This window comes from Pseudomonas mandelii (genome assembly GCF_024138395.1).
Taxonomy (GTDB): Bacteria; Pseudomonadota; Gammaproteobacteria; order Pseudomonadales; family Pseudomonadaceae; genus Aquipseudomonas; species Aquipseudomonas mandelii_E.
This window is the reverse complement of record NZ_JAMYDU010000018.1, coordinates 69,317-83,356: the sequence shown is the minus strand read 5'-3', so window position 1 is coordinate 83,356 and position 14,040 is coordinate 69,317. Positions and strand designations below refer to the sequence as shown.

16 protein-coding genes are annotated in these 14,040 nt (G+C 61.1%); all 16 read right to left on the bottom strand.

The features are described from left to right. Positions 1–6 precede the first annotated feature (6 nt). A complete protein-coding gene (locus tag NHU87_RS21840; RefSeq protein WP_253552417.1) occupies positions 7–606 on the bottom strand; it encodes a YmfQ family protein in 600 nt (199 codons plus the stop codon). After that, positions 594–1,637, bottom strand: a complete 1,044-nt coding sequence (locus NHU87_RS21835) for a baseplate J/gp47 family protein (protein WP_253552416.1) — start codon at positions 1,635–1,637, stop codon at positions 594–596. Before NHU87_RS21835 ends, NHU87_RS21840 begins: the two co-directional genes overlap by 13 nt. Beyond that, positions 1,627–2,025 carry a phage GP46 family protein gene (locus tag NHU87_RS21830; RefSeq protein WP_038979177.1) on the bottom strand — a complete coding sequence of 133 codons (399 nt, stop codon included), beginning with the start codon at positions 2,023–2,025 and terminating at the stop codon, positions 1,627–1,629. The genes NHU87_RS21835 and NHU87_RS21830 overlap by 11 nt, the downstream gene beginning before the upstream one ends. Continuing rightward, positions 2,025–2,534 (bottom strand): phage baseplate assembly protein V, encoded by a 510-nt coding sequence (locus tag NHU87_RS21825; protein WP_253552415.1) that lies wholly within the window; start codon positions 2,532–2,534, stop codon positions 2,025–2,027. Before NHU87_RS21825 ends, NHU87_RS21830 begins: the two co-directional genes overlap by 1 nt. Before the next feature lie 159 nt (positions 2,535–2,693). Beyond that, positions 2,694–3,737, bottom strand: coding sequence for a phage baseplate assembly protein (locus NHU87_RS21820; RefSeq protein ID WP_253552414.1), 1,044 nt, complete (start codon positions 3,735–3,737; stop codon positions 2,694–2,696). Positions 3,738–3,740: 3 nt separating this feature from the next. Next, a complete protein-coding gene (locus NHU87_RS21815; RefSeq protein WP_253552413.1) occupies positions 3,741–4,979 on the bottom strand; it encodes a DNA circularization protein in 1,239 nt (412 codons plus the stop codon). Continuing rightward, positions 4,966–6,987 carry a phage tail protein gene (locus tag NHU87_RS21810; RefSeq protein WP_253552411.1) on the bottom strand — a complete coding sequence of 674 codons (2,022 nt, stop codon included), beginning with the start codon at positions 6,985–6,987 and terminating at the stop codon, positions 4,966–4,968. Before NHU87_RS21810 ends, NHU87_RS21815 begins: the two co-directional genes overlap by 14 nt. Positions 6,988–7,117: 130 nt before the next feature. Beyond that, positions 7,118–7,414 (bottom strand): phage tail assembly protein, encoded by a 297-nt coding sequence (locus NHU87_RS21805; protein WP_038979172.1) that lies wholly within the window; start codon positions 7,412–7,414, stop codon positions 7,118–7,120. Continuing rightward, entirely contained in the window at positions 7,411–7,758 is a 348-nt protein-coding gene (locus tag NHU87_RS21800) for a phage tail tube protein (protein WP_007907215.1), read from the bottom strand. The genes NHU87_RS21805 and NHU87_RS21800 overlap by 4 nt, the downstream gene beginning before the upstream one ends. Before the next feature lie 67 nt (positions 7,759–7,825). After that, complete coding sequence (locus NHU87_RS21795; RefSeq protein ID WP_253552409.1) at positions 7,826–9,322, bottom strand: phage tail sheath subtilisin-like domain-containing protein; 1,497 nt, start codon at positions 9,320–9,322, stop codon at positions 7,826–7,828. Further along, entirely contained in the window at positions 9,322–9,504 is a 183-nt protein-coding gene (locus NHU87_RS21790) for a DUF2635 domain-containing protein (RefSeq protein ID WP_253552408.1), read from the bottom strand. The genes NHU87_RS21795 and NHU87_RS21790 overlap by 1 nt, the downstream gene beginning before the upstream one ends. Continuing rightward, positions 9,501–10,085: a phage tail terminator protein gene (locus NHU87_RS21785; protein WP_253552407.1), complete on the bottom strand. Its 585-nt coding sequence runs from the start codon at positions 10,083–10,085 to the stop codon at positions 9,501–9,503. The genes NHU87_RS21790 and NHU87_RS21785 overlap by 4 nt, the downstream gene beginning before the upstream one ends. A 73-nt stretch (positions 10,086–10,158) precedes the next feature. Beyond that, the gene (locus NHU87_RS21780) at positions 10,159–11,187 is read right to left on the bottom strand and encodes a phage late control D family protein (protein WP_253552406.1); all 1,029 of its coding nucleotides are present in this window, start codon (positions 11,185–11,187) and stop codon (positions 10,159–10,161) included. 9 nt (positions 11,188–11,196) lie between these two features. Next, entirely contained in the window at positions 11,197–11,409 is a 213-nt protein-coding gene (locus NHU87_RS21775) for a tail protein X (RefSeq protein ID WP_253552405.1), read from the bottom strand. Then, positions 11,402–11,785 carry a phage tail protein gene (locus tag NHU87_RS21770; protein WP_253552404.1) on the bottom strand — a complete coding sequence of 128 codons (384 nt, stop codon included), beginning with the start codon at positions 11,783–11,785 and terminating at the stop codon, positions 11,402–11,404. The genes NHU87_RS21775 and NHU87_RS21770 overlap by 8 nt, the downstream gene beginning before the upstream one ends. Continuing rightward, the gene (locus tag NHU87_RS21765; protein WP_367399050.1) at positions 11,785–13,929 is read right to left on the bottom strand and encodes a phage tail tape measure protein; all 2,145 of its coding nucleotides are present in this window, start codon (positions 13,927–13,929) and stop codon (positions 11,785–11,787) included. Before NHU87_RS21765 ends, NHU87_RS21770 begins: the two co-directional genes overlap by 1 nt. Positions 13,930–14,040: the final 111 nt, after the last annotated feature.

Below are 14,040 nucleotides of genomic sequence, written 5' to 3'. Positions count from 1 at the left end.
TACTCCCTAGTCATAATTGATGTGCACCTTGGTATGCGCCGGTGCGCTGCGGTGGATCAGGCACTCCAGTGCCGAGCCCGGGTTCACGCCGAAGCGCTCGCCCCAGTAGCTGGCGCCAAAGCGACGACCCAGTAGCAGGCGGCCGCCGGTGTTGAGCGTCCACATGAACTGGGCTTCCCACGTGCCCCAGTGCGCCGCGCCGAAACGCGAGCGGCCCATGCGCGGGGCTTCCAGTTCGGTGATGGTGGCGTTCGGGTAACCCTGGCTTTTGGCGATTTCGAGGTAGTAGCCTACGGCCTGGCTGCCGACCGCGAGCAGGCGGCGACGTACCGCGAGGCGGCGGTCATCGAACAGTGGCGTAGCGCCCAAGCACGGGTCGGGCAGGTTCATCACTTGCTCCCAGTCGGGCACCAGTTCACTGACCCCGGCCGGGTCCATTTCGTTGAGCAGGTCGGCGGCGCGGGCGTCGAGGCGGGCCAGTTCCTGGGCGACGCCTTCGAGGACTTCTTCGAGTTCCGGCACTCGTTCAGGGTCCCAGGCCGGGCCGCTGGGCAGCAGGCTGCGCAGTTGGGCGTGGTATTGCGCGGCGGTTCTTATGCCCCCCATACGCAACCTCCGTAGGTCAGCAGCTCATTGCGCTCGGTTTCGACATCCGCGGCAGGCGAAGTGAGTACGTGGTCGTTTTCGCCGCTGGTGCTGCTGATCGCTTCACGGATATGACTGATCAACAACTTCTGGCCGAGGTCGGCTTCACGGTTATGCAGGTCTCGCAGTTGCGCTTCAACAGCGGCGCGTATGGCGGTGGTGTCGGGGGTCAGCGTCAGGTGATAGACCACTGGCACCTGAACCGGTCGCTGCACATGCACCTCGGCGGTGACCGGGCGCAGAGGCTCGATGTAGGCCTGGACTTCGGCCAGTTGCTCGTCGTTCGGCACCGGTTGCGGGTCGTCGTCGCGCATGATGAACAGGCTGACCGTGCCCGGCCCCAACAACCCGCCACGGCACCAGGCGCGGGTCACGCCGGGGCACTCCAGGGCCCAGGTTTCATAGTCTTGCGCCGAACCGCCGTGGGGGATGATGCGGTAGGAGCGGATCACCCGCGAACGCAGCGATTCCAGGCTTTCTCGCGCCACACCGCCGCTGAGCCCCGGCGCCAGCACCGTGAAACTGTTGCCGACAATGCCGGCAATCGGTTGCACCGGAATCAGCGCCAGACCGGCCTCGGCATTACCCAGGCTGCCGGCCTCGAGCGCGGCGATGGTGGTGGTATTGAGGCCGTTGCTGGTGGTGCGCGCGGCGGTCACTTTGTAAGTGCGACCGTCGCTTGATTGCAGCAGGGTGTCGACGTCCAGCACTGCACCGGCGCTGGCGGTAAAGCTGACGCTGCCGCTGGCCGCTTGTGCGGGTTTGCGCGGCTGGTTCAGACGCAGTGCGGCGATCCGTTCCAGGGTCGATTCATCGGCCTTGTCCGGGAGGATCTGCTCGGCGATCCAGTCCAGGTAGCCATACAGGCCATAGGCGGCGCCACCAAGGGTGCGGGCGAGCACTTGCGCATCGGACTGGCGCAGCGAATCGCTGGCCAGGTCGCTTTGGGTGCGCTTGATCAGCACCGGCAGCGAAGGGGTTTCAAACGGCATAGATCACCTGCCAACTGTTATCAGGGTTGATGTCCAGGCGCTCGCCGTCGGCCAGGGTCAGGACCGTGCGCAGGTTCAGGCGCTGGGCGTCGAGGCGTTCGCTGATGATGTCGATGGCGCTGCAATGGCCGTCGTCGATCAGCCATTGCAGGGCTTCGCGGGCATAGAATTCGGCGTCCATCTGGGTTTGTCGGGTCAGCTTGACCCGGCGCAGCAGCCACAGCCGCGAACCGATGCGGTCGTCGGCGACGGTGGGAAACGTGTCGCCCCACCAGCCGAAACGTTCTTCGTCGTCGAGGGCATCGTCATCGGCGGCGCGGCGCCAGGTGAACAGGCTGATCAGCACTGAACGGGTCAGTGCGGCATGCAGGTTTTGGCTGATGAACATCACTGCCCTCCTGCCGGTATGCCGGTCTGGCCGTTGCCTGTTTGAACGCCGACATGCACGTGTTTGATCTGGCTGATGCCGCCGGCAATCTGATCGCGTTGGGAGACGATCTTGCCGGTCTGGGTCAGGGTCGGTGTATCGATGTTCACGGCGCTGCTGGCGCGGATATTCAGGGTGGCGGTTTCGATGTCGATGATCCGCCCGCGCTTGAAGTGAATTTTGTCGCCTTCGTCGGTGTAGATCGCCACTTCGCCAGCGGCCAGGGACTGAAGACGATAGCGACGGTCGGCGACCACCAGCACGATGGCGTGGGAGCGATCACCGCCCAGAAAGGTGGCGATACCTTCGGCGCCGGCCAGCGGATTGCTGGTGAAACCGTAGGGTTCGAAGTGCTCCATGTCATCGTTCACTTCGCCGGCGGTAAGGCGCATTTGCAGCGATTGAAGCTTGGTGGCCGAATTGGCGAGCACGACAGTGCCGCGCGCCAGGAGGCGTGTCAGTAGGCTCATATTGAATTCCTTGGAGGAGCGAGGTCGATCCCACGCAATTGACCTGAATAGCTCTATCGCGACAGAGGTCGCCAAAAGATCGCAGCCTTCGGCAGCTCCTACAGGGGATCGGCGTACACCTGTAGGAGCTGCCGAAGGCTGCGATCTTTTAGGGCGCTATCAGGTTTTCCTGGGGGGCTCTGGATTGGCGTCAAAGGTATGCGGCGGTGCCACTTGCAGGGTGGTGACCGAACCTTGCGCCGACAGCGAGTAAGTCACCTTGGAGATCAGCATGTCGTCATCAAACCCCAGCACCGGATCCTTGACCCTGACCTGCGTGTTGTGACGCCACAAATCGCCGTTCGATTGCCGCCAGCCCTGCACCTGATAGGTGGTGGCTTTGGCCTTGCCCACGCGGGTGGCGCTTTCCCAGTTGGCCCGTTGCAAGGCGAGATCGGGATTGATCTGCATGCCTTCGTTGATCACCGTGACCCGTCGACGTTTGTAGCTCAGGTCGGCGGACACCGATTCAACCTCGCTGACCGCTGCCCCGCTCTTCTTGTCCGTGCCCTTGTGCTGACCGATTACCCGGTATTCGGAGAACACCTGGCTGTAATCCATCGGCGCGTTGGCCGACAGAATGTTCTTGCCCAACTCCAGCGCATCGCTGGCCCGGCCACCACTGCCAGGCCGGGCCAGCACCAGCCGGCCTTGGGCATCATCGGTAGAAAACACCCGGAACAATGTCAGCAAACGGTCGATGGATTGAAACACCGTTTCCCCCGGCACGATGGTGTGACTGCTGAGCCGAGCGGTCTCGGGAATTTCGCTGACCACAAAGACCTTGTAGGTGATCGCCAGCGCTTCGACGATGCTCAACAGTGATTGCTCATGCCATTGGTTCGGGCGGTTGGTCGCGGCGCAATCCACCAGATCCTGGGTGCAGGAACTGCCTTCGATGTTCAGGCTGATCTGCCGCCCGTCATAACTGATCGGGGCCTTGAACACATACCCGGTCAGCACCAGATCCTGGCCGATGCGCACTTCACAGGCGTCACCGGGCTGAATCCGTTTGTCCACGGTCTGCCCCGGCCATTGCCAGGTGATGTTGAGTTTAAAAGTGCGGAACTGACGCTCCAGATCCGCAGTGATTTCCACGCTTTTCCAGCCACCGTATTCCAGGCCGCCGACGGTCAGGGTGACCCGGTTATCCATCTCGTTCATGGTTCACTCCCCGGAGACTTTCACGCCGTTCGGCGGCAGGAACAACGGATGGGCAATGCCGTTGCGCTGAGTCACTTCGGTGACCCGCGTCGCGTCGGCGAATTGCCGATAGGCCACGACGACAGCGGGCAAGCTTTCCTGAAAGGATTTACTGACCAGCCGCACGCCGGACGATGCCACCGCCTTGAGGTGCGCATTCAAGCTCTGCTTCACATCGTTGATGGCCTGATAGTGCGCGGGATTGGCCTTGTTCAGCGCCAGTTGGATCGCTTCGTTCAACTCCTTTTGCAACAACTGCAGATCGTCGGTGACCGGCACTTCCTGACGGGTGACCGGCTGCTGAGTCTGATGATCCAGCGACGGCTGTGACGTCAGTTTCACCGGCGTCGACGCCACTGGCATCGAGGCGACCCATTGCGCCACCTTCACCAGCAGCGTGTCCTGCACCAGATCGGCCATGGCTTGCGCCGCCGCCGTGGTGTCCTTGCCGGTGGTGAGCTTCGGTGCATCGGCCTTGCGGATGGCTTCGACCTGCTGGGAAACGTTGGCAATCACGCCACGATAGCCCTCCTTCGCGAAGTCCTTGAGCGATTTGATATCGCCGAGCAATCCCTTGAATTCCGCCGCCACTTCCTTGGGCAATTCCTTGACCGCCTTGACCAGCTCGCTGATTTGCCGGTACTCCTCGATCAACGGTTTGAGCTGTTCCTGGATCACTTCATAGACCCCGGTCAGGCTGTTGCGCAGATTGGCGATGCCGATCCGCGCAGCCTTGATCAGGGTCATGGCCTGTTCGAAACGCGCCACCGCCGACCCCAGCAGCGTGTCCGCCGATGACAGCAGCAGCTTTTGCGTGCTGACCGTGGCCGTCGGAAATTGCAGCGGTTGATCGGGGTAGAACTTCAGGGCAAAGGTCACCAGCCCGCCGTCCTGGCGGGTCTGGGTCATGTCGCACTCGCCGACCTTGACTTGCATCCGCCCCAACCACGGGTGGACCAGTTCACCACTGCCCTGCTCCAGCGCCTTGAGCAGTTTGTCGCGCTGCTCCAGGCAATCGGCGCCGACGATGAAGGCCGTCAGATCGTGGATTTTCGCCTGCTGGCCAAGCCCCTCGAAAAACGGCTGGTCACGTTGTGGATACTCGTGCAGTTGGCCCTTGTGGCCGACCGGGGTTTTCGCCTGATCGACCCAAAAACCGACACCGCGAAAGGATGCCGGCAACAAACGGTCACGCCAGTTCATTGGAACCTCCCAGAGACAGCGAGCGATAGCCGATGCGCGAATTGAGCGACAGCCCCGGTTGATTGGTTTGCGGTTGATCGGTGCGCAGCCCGGCCGGCGCGTTTTCGAAGCGCACGGTCAGGCCGCCTTCGAGTTGCGTGCGGTTATTGGCGGCGGTTTGCTGCACCAAAGCGTTGGAGCCTTGGGCCAGGTTGTTCGGCAGCAGCGCCGTGTCATTGCTGGCACCAAAGAACGCAGGTGAGAGCTCGCCCTTGCCTTCGGCATTGGTTTTCTGTTGCGCTGCGGTCAGGCCTTCGACCTGACCGGTGACACTGGCAATGAAACCACCAAAACCACCGTTGAACATTTCCTTGATCGGCGCGATCAGTTCTTGCAGCTTGCCCCACCAAGTGGAGAACCACTCGGTGACCGGCTCCCAACCTGCCTTGAACATGTCCAAGGGTGACCAATCAAAGAGTCCCTTGAAGTAATCCACTGTCGGTTGCGCCAGCACTTGCAGGTTTTGCCACATCCCCGAGAAGTAATTGCTCACCGGATCCCAGGCTGCACGAAACACTTCAGACGGCGACCAGTCGAACAGGCCTTTGAAAAAATCCATCGTCGGTTGCGCCTGCAGCTGCAGGCTCTGCCACATCCCCGAGAAGTAAATGCTCACCGGGTCCCAAGCTACACGGAACACCTCAGACGGCGACCAGTCGAACAGGCCTTTGAAAAAATCCACCGCCGGTTGCGCCTGCACTTGCAGGTTTTGCCACATCCCCGAGAAGTAATTGCTCACCGGGTCCCAGGCTGCACGAAACATCTGCGTCGGTGACCAGTCGAACAGGCCTTTGAGAAAATCGATCGCCAACGCGGCCAGCGCACGAAGCACATCCCATGTCGCCGAAAAAAACGCAACCAGCGGTTGCCAGGTACGGGCGACGTTGTCCAGCACGTTCCAGTCAAAGAGCTTCTTGAGAAAACTCATCGCCGGCACTGCCAAGGCCCTGAGCAAATCCCAGACCGCGGAAAACAACCCCACCAGCGGCTGCCAATTGCTGGCAACGATGACGAACGGATGCCAGGAGAACAGCGTCTTGAAAAAATCGCCGATCGGTGCGGACAGGTTTTTTATTTCCTGCCAGAGCGAACCGAAAAAGCCACTGATCGGTGCCCACGCAGCTTCGATCAACGCTTCGGGCGACCACTCGAAGATCGCCCGGAAACCTGCCCAGGCCTGCGTCGTCGTGTCGGAGATCGATCCCCACAGCTCGGAAACGAAACCGCTGACCGGCGCCCAAGCCTCCTTCAACGTTTCGAGCGGCTTCCAGTTGAACAGGCTCTGGAACGCTGCAAACGCCGACTCCGCCGCCCCTTGCATCGCTTGCCAGATACCTTTGAAGAATCCCGATATCGGCTTCCAGTAAGCCACAATCAAACCCGCTGTCAGGGCGATCACTGCCGCGACAATGCCAATCGGCGAAGTCAGCAGCCCCATCACAGCAACGAGCCCCATGGCCCCTGCGGTGACCACCGTAAAGGCAACGGCTGCCGCCGCCAACCCTTCGACCAGTGAAGGATTATTGGCGACAAATTCGCCAACGGCAGTGATCAACGGCATGAGGCCGGTGACCACACTGTTGACGGCCGGCAGCAGCGCCTGCCCCATTTTCAAGGAAATACCGTCTACCGCATCGTTGAACTGCTTGAGGTTGGTCGCTGTATTACCGAGCGACACCTCAGGCGCTTTCAGCGTCGTGGTTTTATTGGATTTTCCCTCGAGTTCATCTTCTGCCTTGATTGCCTTTTTGATGCCGTTGATGAAGGGTTCCAGCAGCCCGCCCCCACTGATGAAAGCGCCCGCATCGAGAGTGCCAAGACTGTCATCGATGCTTTTCTTGAATGCGCCGATCCTGGCCTTGATGCCCTTGAGCTGGGTGTCCAGCTTCTGGGCATTAATCACGACCACGGACATGTTCACCGTGGTCTGAATGTTCGTCAGACTCATGCTTTGTTGTAAGTTCGCCATCACTGCACCTGCTGCATCGCATTGATCCGTTGCGCGTGCTCCAGCGATTCGCGGAGCACATCCAGTGGCCTGGCCATCATCTGTTCGGGGTCAACCTTCCAGAACCAGGCCAGGTCATAGGCGACTGCGATCAGGTCGGTGATGGCTCCGACGCCGCACTCATGAAAAAACTCGCGACGGCCCAACTCAACGCGTTGAGGTCAGCCAGATCCAGCTGGTTGACCGACGACGGCGGGATGCCGGCGCACACGGCGATGTATTTGGCCGCGACGTCCATGTCGAGGCTGACTTCTTCGCTCTTGTCGATCTTGTACGGCAGCGCCTTGATCGCTCGAACTTCCTGCACCGTTGGGCGGCGCAGGTTGAGTTCGGTCAAGGGCTCGCCGTGGGCTTCGATCGCAACGTGAAGCTTCACGGCGTTGCTCATTGCCAGGTCCCCTTGATGCCTTCGAATTTCAGTTCAATGGTGGCGTCGTCGCCTTTGGAGACAGGCTCTTCAACCAGGTAGGCGCCGGCCAGTACGTAGACTTTGCCGTTGCTGAATTCGCAGGTGACGGTCATGTCAGTGCCGGCGATCAGTTGCTTGAGCGGGAAGTCCGCGGTGTGCAGCGCCGTCACTTTGAACGATGGCGCGATGTCGGTTTCCTTGTAGAAGCCCGGCACGACGGTTTCCCGTTTAACGGCCATCAATGGCGCTTCGCAGCCTCCGTTGATGGTCAGTTGAGCGCCGTCCACTTTGACGTAGCAGGTGCCCGCAATCAGTTGACCCATGGTGTTTCTCCCTTCAAATAAAAAGCCCACGCGAGGTGGGCTGAATTCACACAGTCAAAGGCAGCGATCAGGCTGCGTCGTCGTACTGCAGACGGAACTGGTTGAGCAAAGCGAACACGCGCAGGCCGTTGATGTAATCCGGCGGGAACAGCACGTTGACCCGGCTCGGATCCTGCACGTCGCGCTCGACGATCAGGTGCTCGGCGAACAGCTCGGCGTTTTCCACGTGGCCTTCCAGTTCGAGCTTGGCGTACTGGGCGATCAGCTCACCGCGAATGGTGCTCGGGGTGACGATGGGCTGGCCGGCGCCGAAACGGGTGCCATCGGAGGCCAGTTTGTGGCGACCGTATTTGCTGGTGATCACGCTTTGCAGACGACGCACGATGAACGCCGACTGGTGCATGGTTTCGCTGTCCAGGTAGGAGTTATCTGCCTGGCCGTAGGCGTTCTTTTGATAGGTGGTGATCGAACGCTGAATGCGCACGTAGCCGCCTTCGTAGTACGCGGTGGCGATGCCGTAGTTGAGCAGCGACTGACGCTCGGTCAGGGTGAAACGCTCGCTCGCCGGGGCCGGGTCCAGACCTGGCAGGCTGCCGCTTTGGGTCGGACGGCTGGCGTCGGCGGAGATGAACACCGAGGTGCGCGCGGCCAGTGCAGCGGCCTGCACCCAGAACGGTTGCGGTACGCCCGGTTCCAGCGCCTGAATGGTCATGTGCTGGTCGTTACGCGCCTGACCGGCCGCCACCAGAGTACCGATGGTGCCGCGCTTGGCGCTGTAGACGTGACCGAACAATTGCTTGGCCCAGGACCAACGACCGGTGCTGTCATCCATGACGGCTTGCCAGGTGTTGAGGGTCGACAGATCGGACCACGGCATGCAGATGAACTCGAACGGTTCATCGCCCAACGCCGCCACGGCGGCCACTTGATCCGGCACACCGGCGCCGCCGGTCATGGCCGTGATGGCCGAGGTCAGGCCGGCCGGGGTTTCTTCGCCGTTGCTCTTGCCCAGGCGATTGAATTGCAGGCTGATGTCGTTGCCGCTCTCGCCAGTCCATTTGGCGCTCAGGGTGACCACGCCTTCGGCGGCCGCAGCGCTGACCGGCAGATCGGCGGAGGCATTGATTTTCAGCGCCAGGGCCGTGGCCGCTTGCGCCGCAGTGGCACCGTTGACGATGGCCGCCTGAACACGAACGCCGCCGACGTACAGGTTGAGCACACCGCTTTGAGTCGCTGCACCGGTCAGGGTCAGCACGCCTTTGGCAACGCTGCCTTCAGTGTTGTGCAGCGGCAGGCACCAGACCTCGCCGATCGGGTCGGTCTTGCGCCAGGTTTCGTACATCGAGGCGAGCATCGAGCCTTGGCCGCCAATGCTTTTGGCCAGCGCCACGCTGGACACCAACACGAGTTTGCCGACGTCGGCCGGCGCGATGTTGTCGTTGACCTGAGCGACGATCAGGCGGCGCATGGCCGACGACGCGCTATTGGCGGCCGAGTTGTCCATTTCGGCGTAGAACAGCGGAACACGAATGTCCGCGGGGATGTTGCTGAATCCGATCGCCATTATTTGGCTCCCTGTGGTTTCGCCGCTTTCACGGCTTTGATAGTGATATCGCCATCGGCCAGACGTCGACGCCACCAGGCGTTGTCCGGCACTTCACGGCCCTCGAGGGGCAACAGATCGCCCGCTTCCGGGTCCGGCACGACACGGCCCGGGGCCGGTAGCACGGTGATGCGTTTGCTCATGGGGTTACATCTCCAGAGAAAGTCAGTTCCAGGCGCCCGTCGGGGCCTGGGCGTTGCAGATTGGGGTCCGCCGGATCGATCGCATCGACCCGCACCGTGACCCCGGTAAAGGACGACAAGCCGTCCAGTTCACGCTCGTGCCAGCTCTCCGCCGGCTGACCCGGCAAATTGCGACCGAGCTGGAATTCGGCAAAAAAGCGCAGGCGATACAACACGCGGCTGCTGTTGATGGAAACCAGTTCGCCGCCGTCATAGGCGATGGCGTCGTAGCCATTGCCGGGCTTGAAACCCACCAGTGCGCGCCAGAGTTCGGCGCGTAGGTCGTGCAACAGATCCAGCGCTTTTGTAGCGTCCGTGGTGTCGAGCACCAGGGTCACTTCGAAGCGGTCGCGGATCGGTTGCAGCGTCAGGTTTTGCGCCACGCTTTTGCTCGCCAGATCGGCAATCGGCACCACATAGGCGCAGGGGGTTTGCAGCGGGGTGGTGGCTTGCAGCGTCACGAGGTCGATGCCGGCGGCCACGCGATTGGCCAGGGTTGGGCATTGCTCACGCAACTGCGTGAGGATCGGGGTGATCTTCATGAAGGCGCTCCAGTTGTATGGAAGGTGCAGTCAGAAACCTGTGTGCTGGCTACAGGTTTGGAGGGAATCAGGATCAGGCGACGTCGTCAGCACTTGGGTCCAGGCAAGTTGCCTCGATCATGCAGCGATAGCTGTTGGTGCGATCGCCATTGGCCGTGACTTTGTCGATCGACCAGCGACCACGCATGAAGTCTGGCCAGGTGGCATCAAGGAGTACCAGGCCTTCAGCCGAAAAATCGGGATTGCCCGGACAGCTGATTTTCACCTTGAGCTTTTCACGGCCCATCTTGCGCACTTCACCTTCGCCGACCGCCTGCGCTTCTTCCGCGCTTTGGCAGCTCTGGCGCAAGGTCTTGAACGGCGCGAACCCCGTTTCAACCACCCGCATCAAACCGGCTGCGGCGTCCCACCAACTGACTTTGCAGCCCTGGCTTTTGCCCCGGGCGGAATCATCGAGGGTGGCTGTGATAAACGCATGATCGCCGGGGCGATTGTTGCGGGTGACCGACAGTTTCACGTCCGGCAATACTTTGCCCGACAACGATTTGACCTGGCCTGGCCGGGCCAGCACATACAGTTCATTCACCGGTTTGGCGATGGCGCCGTACTTGCGTGCCAAGCGCGTGACGAAGCCCATGTCGGTTTCATTGGACTGGTCGATGTGTTCGACCTTTTTCAGCGACAACGCCGGGTCCACCCTCGGCGAAAAGCCGTGCCTGGCTGTCAGCTCGCGAAACAATGCACCGAGGGTGGTCGGGCCATGGCTGGCCGAGCGCCGCTGCTGGAATCCGCTCTCGTCCGCCGCACTGAACGGGGCGGCGGTAGCCACCAGCGACACGCGAAACGGGAACAGCGTCGGCGTACGTCGAGTCACCCGAAACTGGCCTTTATCCACCAGTCCGGATTCCAGATATCCCACGCGCAAGCCGACTTTTCCGCCCAGGCTCGGCAGCCCTTCAAGGCCTTCAAGATCGAGCACCAGGGTCAGTTGATCGGACTCGATGCCGGCGGCATCGATGTGCTGCCAACTGATCAGACGCTGATTGATCAGGGCCGCGTTGGCCCCGTAAATTTCCACCGCTGGCGTGAACCCCAGTGCCATGTAGCCTCCTTAATCCCACGCCGTTACAGGTGTAGTCGCTGCGGGCCTGGATTCAAGTTCCGGGAGCACCACCCAAATGCCTGCTGGCAGCACCGGGCCTTGCTCGGCCAGCGTCGGGTTGAGGCGCCACAGCGCCTCTTCCGCCACATCGTCACAACGCCCAAGCTCGCGGTAGAGCAATAGATTCACCGAGTCACCGGCGATACTTCGGACTCTACGCATTGGCGAACTCCATCAGCTCAATCGTCCAATCCACCACCATCGCGGTACCGTCATCGATGATGTTGTTTTGGGTTTCCGACACATCGTTGACCCGCCATAAGCCCCAGTTGCGACCGATGCCGTCAACCAATGGCAAGGGGATGCGCAGCGCCTGCAAAGCACGCAGTTCGTCGAGTCGATCCATGGCGGCCGCGTACATCGATTTGCCAGTGATCGTCAGGGTTTGCAGGCCTTGGCCAGTCTGGCTGGACTTGGGTTTGCTGGTGAGAATGTCGATGTTCGTCCAACCACCGTTAGATTTGTGGATCAGGGTGCTGTAAGCGAAATTTCTGGACAGGCCGAAAATGAAACTGCCCAAGACCATTTGTTGCCTCATCAAGCCACCCCATCGGTCAGGGCCGTGTCACGTCGCACGGCGAGTTGATTGGTCGTTGTCATCAGTCCGAATTGTCCGGAAATATGCTGCACCACCAGGTTTGCCAGTTGAGTGGCGCTGGCTTGATCCTGACCATTGATATAAATGTTCGCGGTCAGTGCGTTTTGCTGACGGGTGGTCTGGGTGTTGGTCAGATCTTTGGCGGCCTGATCAGGAGGGGGGAGCTTGTCGGCGGGCGTGGCGAGTTTGTCACCCAGCCAGGAACCCGACTCTCTACCTATCCAGCTTCCGGCCAGTCCGCCGACGACCGCACCGACCGCCCCGCCAATGGCGGTGCCGATGACCGGAGCGAAAAAGGTACCCACAGTGGCGCCCATGGCTGCACCTGCCGAAGCTCCTGCCCAGCCGCCGCCAGCGGTTCCCAGGCCAGCGCCTATCATCCGGACGTCGCCGCTCATCGCGCCTTCAACCACCTCGGGGGCAGCACTTAACGCGAGTGCTCCAGGTATATACCGGGTAAACGGGCGCAATGAAGCACTCACGCCTCGCAGGGAACGGCTAGCACTCCCCCCGGCCTCGACTTTCGCAGCGGTCCCGGGCTCAAGCCTGCTCGTATCCTTGATATCCAGCTTGGCCGTACGATCGGTTTTTCTGAAGTCTTCAGAAATCATCTCACCCAAACGACCGGGGAGACGGGGAGCCACGCCCCCCAATACTCGCTTGGCCACCTGATTGGTCATCTCATCCGTTACGGCTTTGAATAGCGCCCCCACCAGCGGTTTGATCGCCGCTGCAACCAGCACAATTGCAGCGGTGGCTTTAGGTGAAGATTCAGCCAACTCACTCAAGCCATCAATCAACGAACCGAGGGAACCAAGCGCGCTGTCCGTCGTAGGGGCCAGCGCATTACCCGTGGCCGTGGACAAACGATCGTTGCGCGCATTCAAGACATTCAATTGACCCTGTTGAGTCTTCGACTGCGCGAGTGCGTCTTGCCTCACCGAGCCCTTGTCACCCAACTCCGAGGTGGCGTAATGGGCTTTGTCTTTTACCTGCCAGAAGGCGCCATTCACATCGGTAAGGTTTTGCGCCATGTGCAGCGCCGCCTCATCACCCTTGCCAAATAGCGTGGAGGCAAGCGTGGAGCGTTTCTCGGCAGGTTGCGCGTTCAAGGCCGCAAGCACCGCCATCACCGTGCCAGGCGCCGCGTCCTCGTCACGCAAGCCGCTCGCCACCGCTTTCGGCTCCAGCCCCAACTGTCCCCAGGCCGCTCGCTCGGCTGCAGAGACCTGATTACCCTTGCCCAGGGCGGTGGTGATGTTATTGAGCGCACTACCGGTATCAGCCTTTTGCGTACCGGTATTCAACAATGCCGCCGTAAACGCTGCGGCTTGCGCAGGGGACAAGCCGGTCGCCGTAGCAGCAGCACCGTCACGCTGCAAGACGGCACCGATGTCAGCCGCTTTCGCACCACCGGGTATCTTGCCCAGATAGTTGGTTGCATCCGCCAGGTCAAAGGCTTGGGCGCCGTTGAGCTTCATGGAGGTGCGCCAGCCGACCATCATTTCTGCGACATCCATGGCGGACATTTTGAACGCCGATGCGGCGACGCCGGCGTCACTGGCGAAGCGCAGCAGCTCAAACTGTCGGTCCGAAGCATTGGGCAGATTGCTAACGATCCCGGCCTTGGCGGCCAGACTTTCAATCTTCACCAGATCAACCGATCGAGTCCCCCCGGCCGCCACTAACGGAGCGCTGGCGATGTGCTGGGTTGACTGCGCCATCTCTACGCTCTGGCGCGAAGTAAATTGGCCTGCCTGCCTCAGATCGGCCATGGCCGAATTCATCTCTATTGCGGGTTTGAGCAGCTCCGGCGGTTCGATGCGGCTACCAGATCTGCCCGCACTCTTTTGCTCGCTGGCGGTCCCGCTGGCACCAGGGCCCGTCGCTTGGGACATCAAACGTTGCGACGAAAGTTTCAAGGTCAACGACTCAATAGCCGTCGTCAGCAGACCGAGCTTGAACCCGACGCTTTCCAGCGCCAGACCGAGGCCAGGCATCTGATCCCTGGCGGACGTGCCCGTACCTTGTGCTGACTCAACGCTCGTGGTTGCGATGGCCAGGTTGGTATTACCGAACGCCAACCCACCGTCATTGAAGGCTGCGTATTTGAGCGAATATCTATCGTCCGCCATCCCGCTCTACTCCTGTTTCACGCCAAGGCGAGTGATCGCGATGTCGTAGCGGCGCAAGGC

Coding starts and splice junctions, on each gene's coding strand:
- NHU87_RS21825 (WP_253552415.1), bottom strand. CDS start 2,534: ATGAGCCTACTGACACGCCTCCTGGCGCGCGGCACTGTCGTGCTCGCC.
- NHU87_RS21805 (WP_038979172.1), bottom strand. CDS start 7,414: ATGAGCAACGCCGTGAAGCTTCACGTTGCGATCGAAGCCCACGGCGAG.
- NHU87_RS21785 (WP_253552407.1), bottom strand. CDS start 10,085: ATGAAGATCACCCCGATCCTCACGCAGTTGCGTGAGCAATGCCCAACC.
- NHU87_RS21835 (WP_253552416.1), bottom strand. CDS start 1,637: ATGCCGTTTGAAACCCCTTCGCTGCCGGTGCTGATCAAGCGCACCCAA.
- NHU87_RS21830 (WP_038979177.1), bottom strand. CDS start 2,025: ATGTTCATCAGCCAAAACCTGCATGCCGCACTGACCCGTTCAGTGCTG.
- NHU87_RS21780 (WP_253552406.1), bottom strand. CDS start 11,187: ATGGCACTGGGGTTCACGCCAGCGGTGGAAATTTACGGGGCCAACGCG.
- NHU87_RS21795 (WP_253552409.1), bottom strand. CDS start 9,322: ATGGCGATCGGATTCAGCAACATCCCCGCGGACATTCGTGTTCCGCTG.
- NHU87_RS21815 (WP_253552413.1), bottom strand. CDS start 4,979: ATGAACTGGCGTGACCGTTTGTTGCCGGCATCCTTTCGCGGTGTCGGT.
- NHU87_RS21770 (WP_253552404.1), bottom strand. CDS start 11,785: ATGAGGCAACAAATGGTCTTGGGCAGTTTCATTTTCGGCCTGTCCAGA.
- NHU87_RS21820 (WP_253552414.1), bottom strand. CDS start 3,737: ATGAACGAGATGGATAACCGGGTCACCCTGACCGTCGGCGGCCTGGAA.
- NHU87_RS21810 (WP_253552411.1), bottom strand. CDS start 6,987: ATGGCGAACTTACAACAAAGCATGAGTCTGACGAACATTCAGACCACG.
- NHU87_RS21790 (WP_253552408.1), bottom strand. CDS start 9,504: ATGAGCAAACGCATCACCGTGCTACCGGCCCCGGGCCGTGTCGTGCCG.
- NHU87_RS21840 (WP_253552417.1), bottom strand. CDS start 606: ATGGGGGGCATAAGAACCGCCGCGCAATACCACGCCCAACTGCGCAGC.
- NHU87_RS21775 (WP_253552405.1), bottom strand. CDS start 11,409: ATGCGTAGAGTCCGAAGTATCGCCGGTGACTCGGTGAATCTATTGCTC.
- NHU87_RS21800 (WP_007907215.1), bottom strand. CDS start 7,758: ATGGGTCAACTGATTGCGGGCACCTGCTACGTCAAAGTGGACGGCGCT.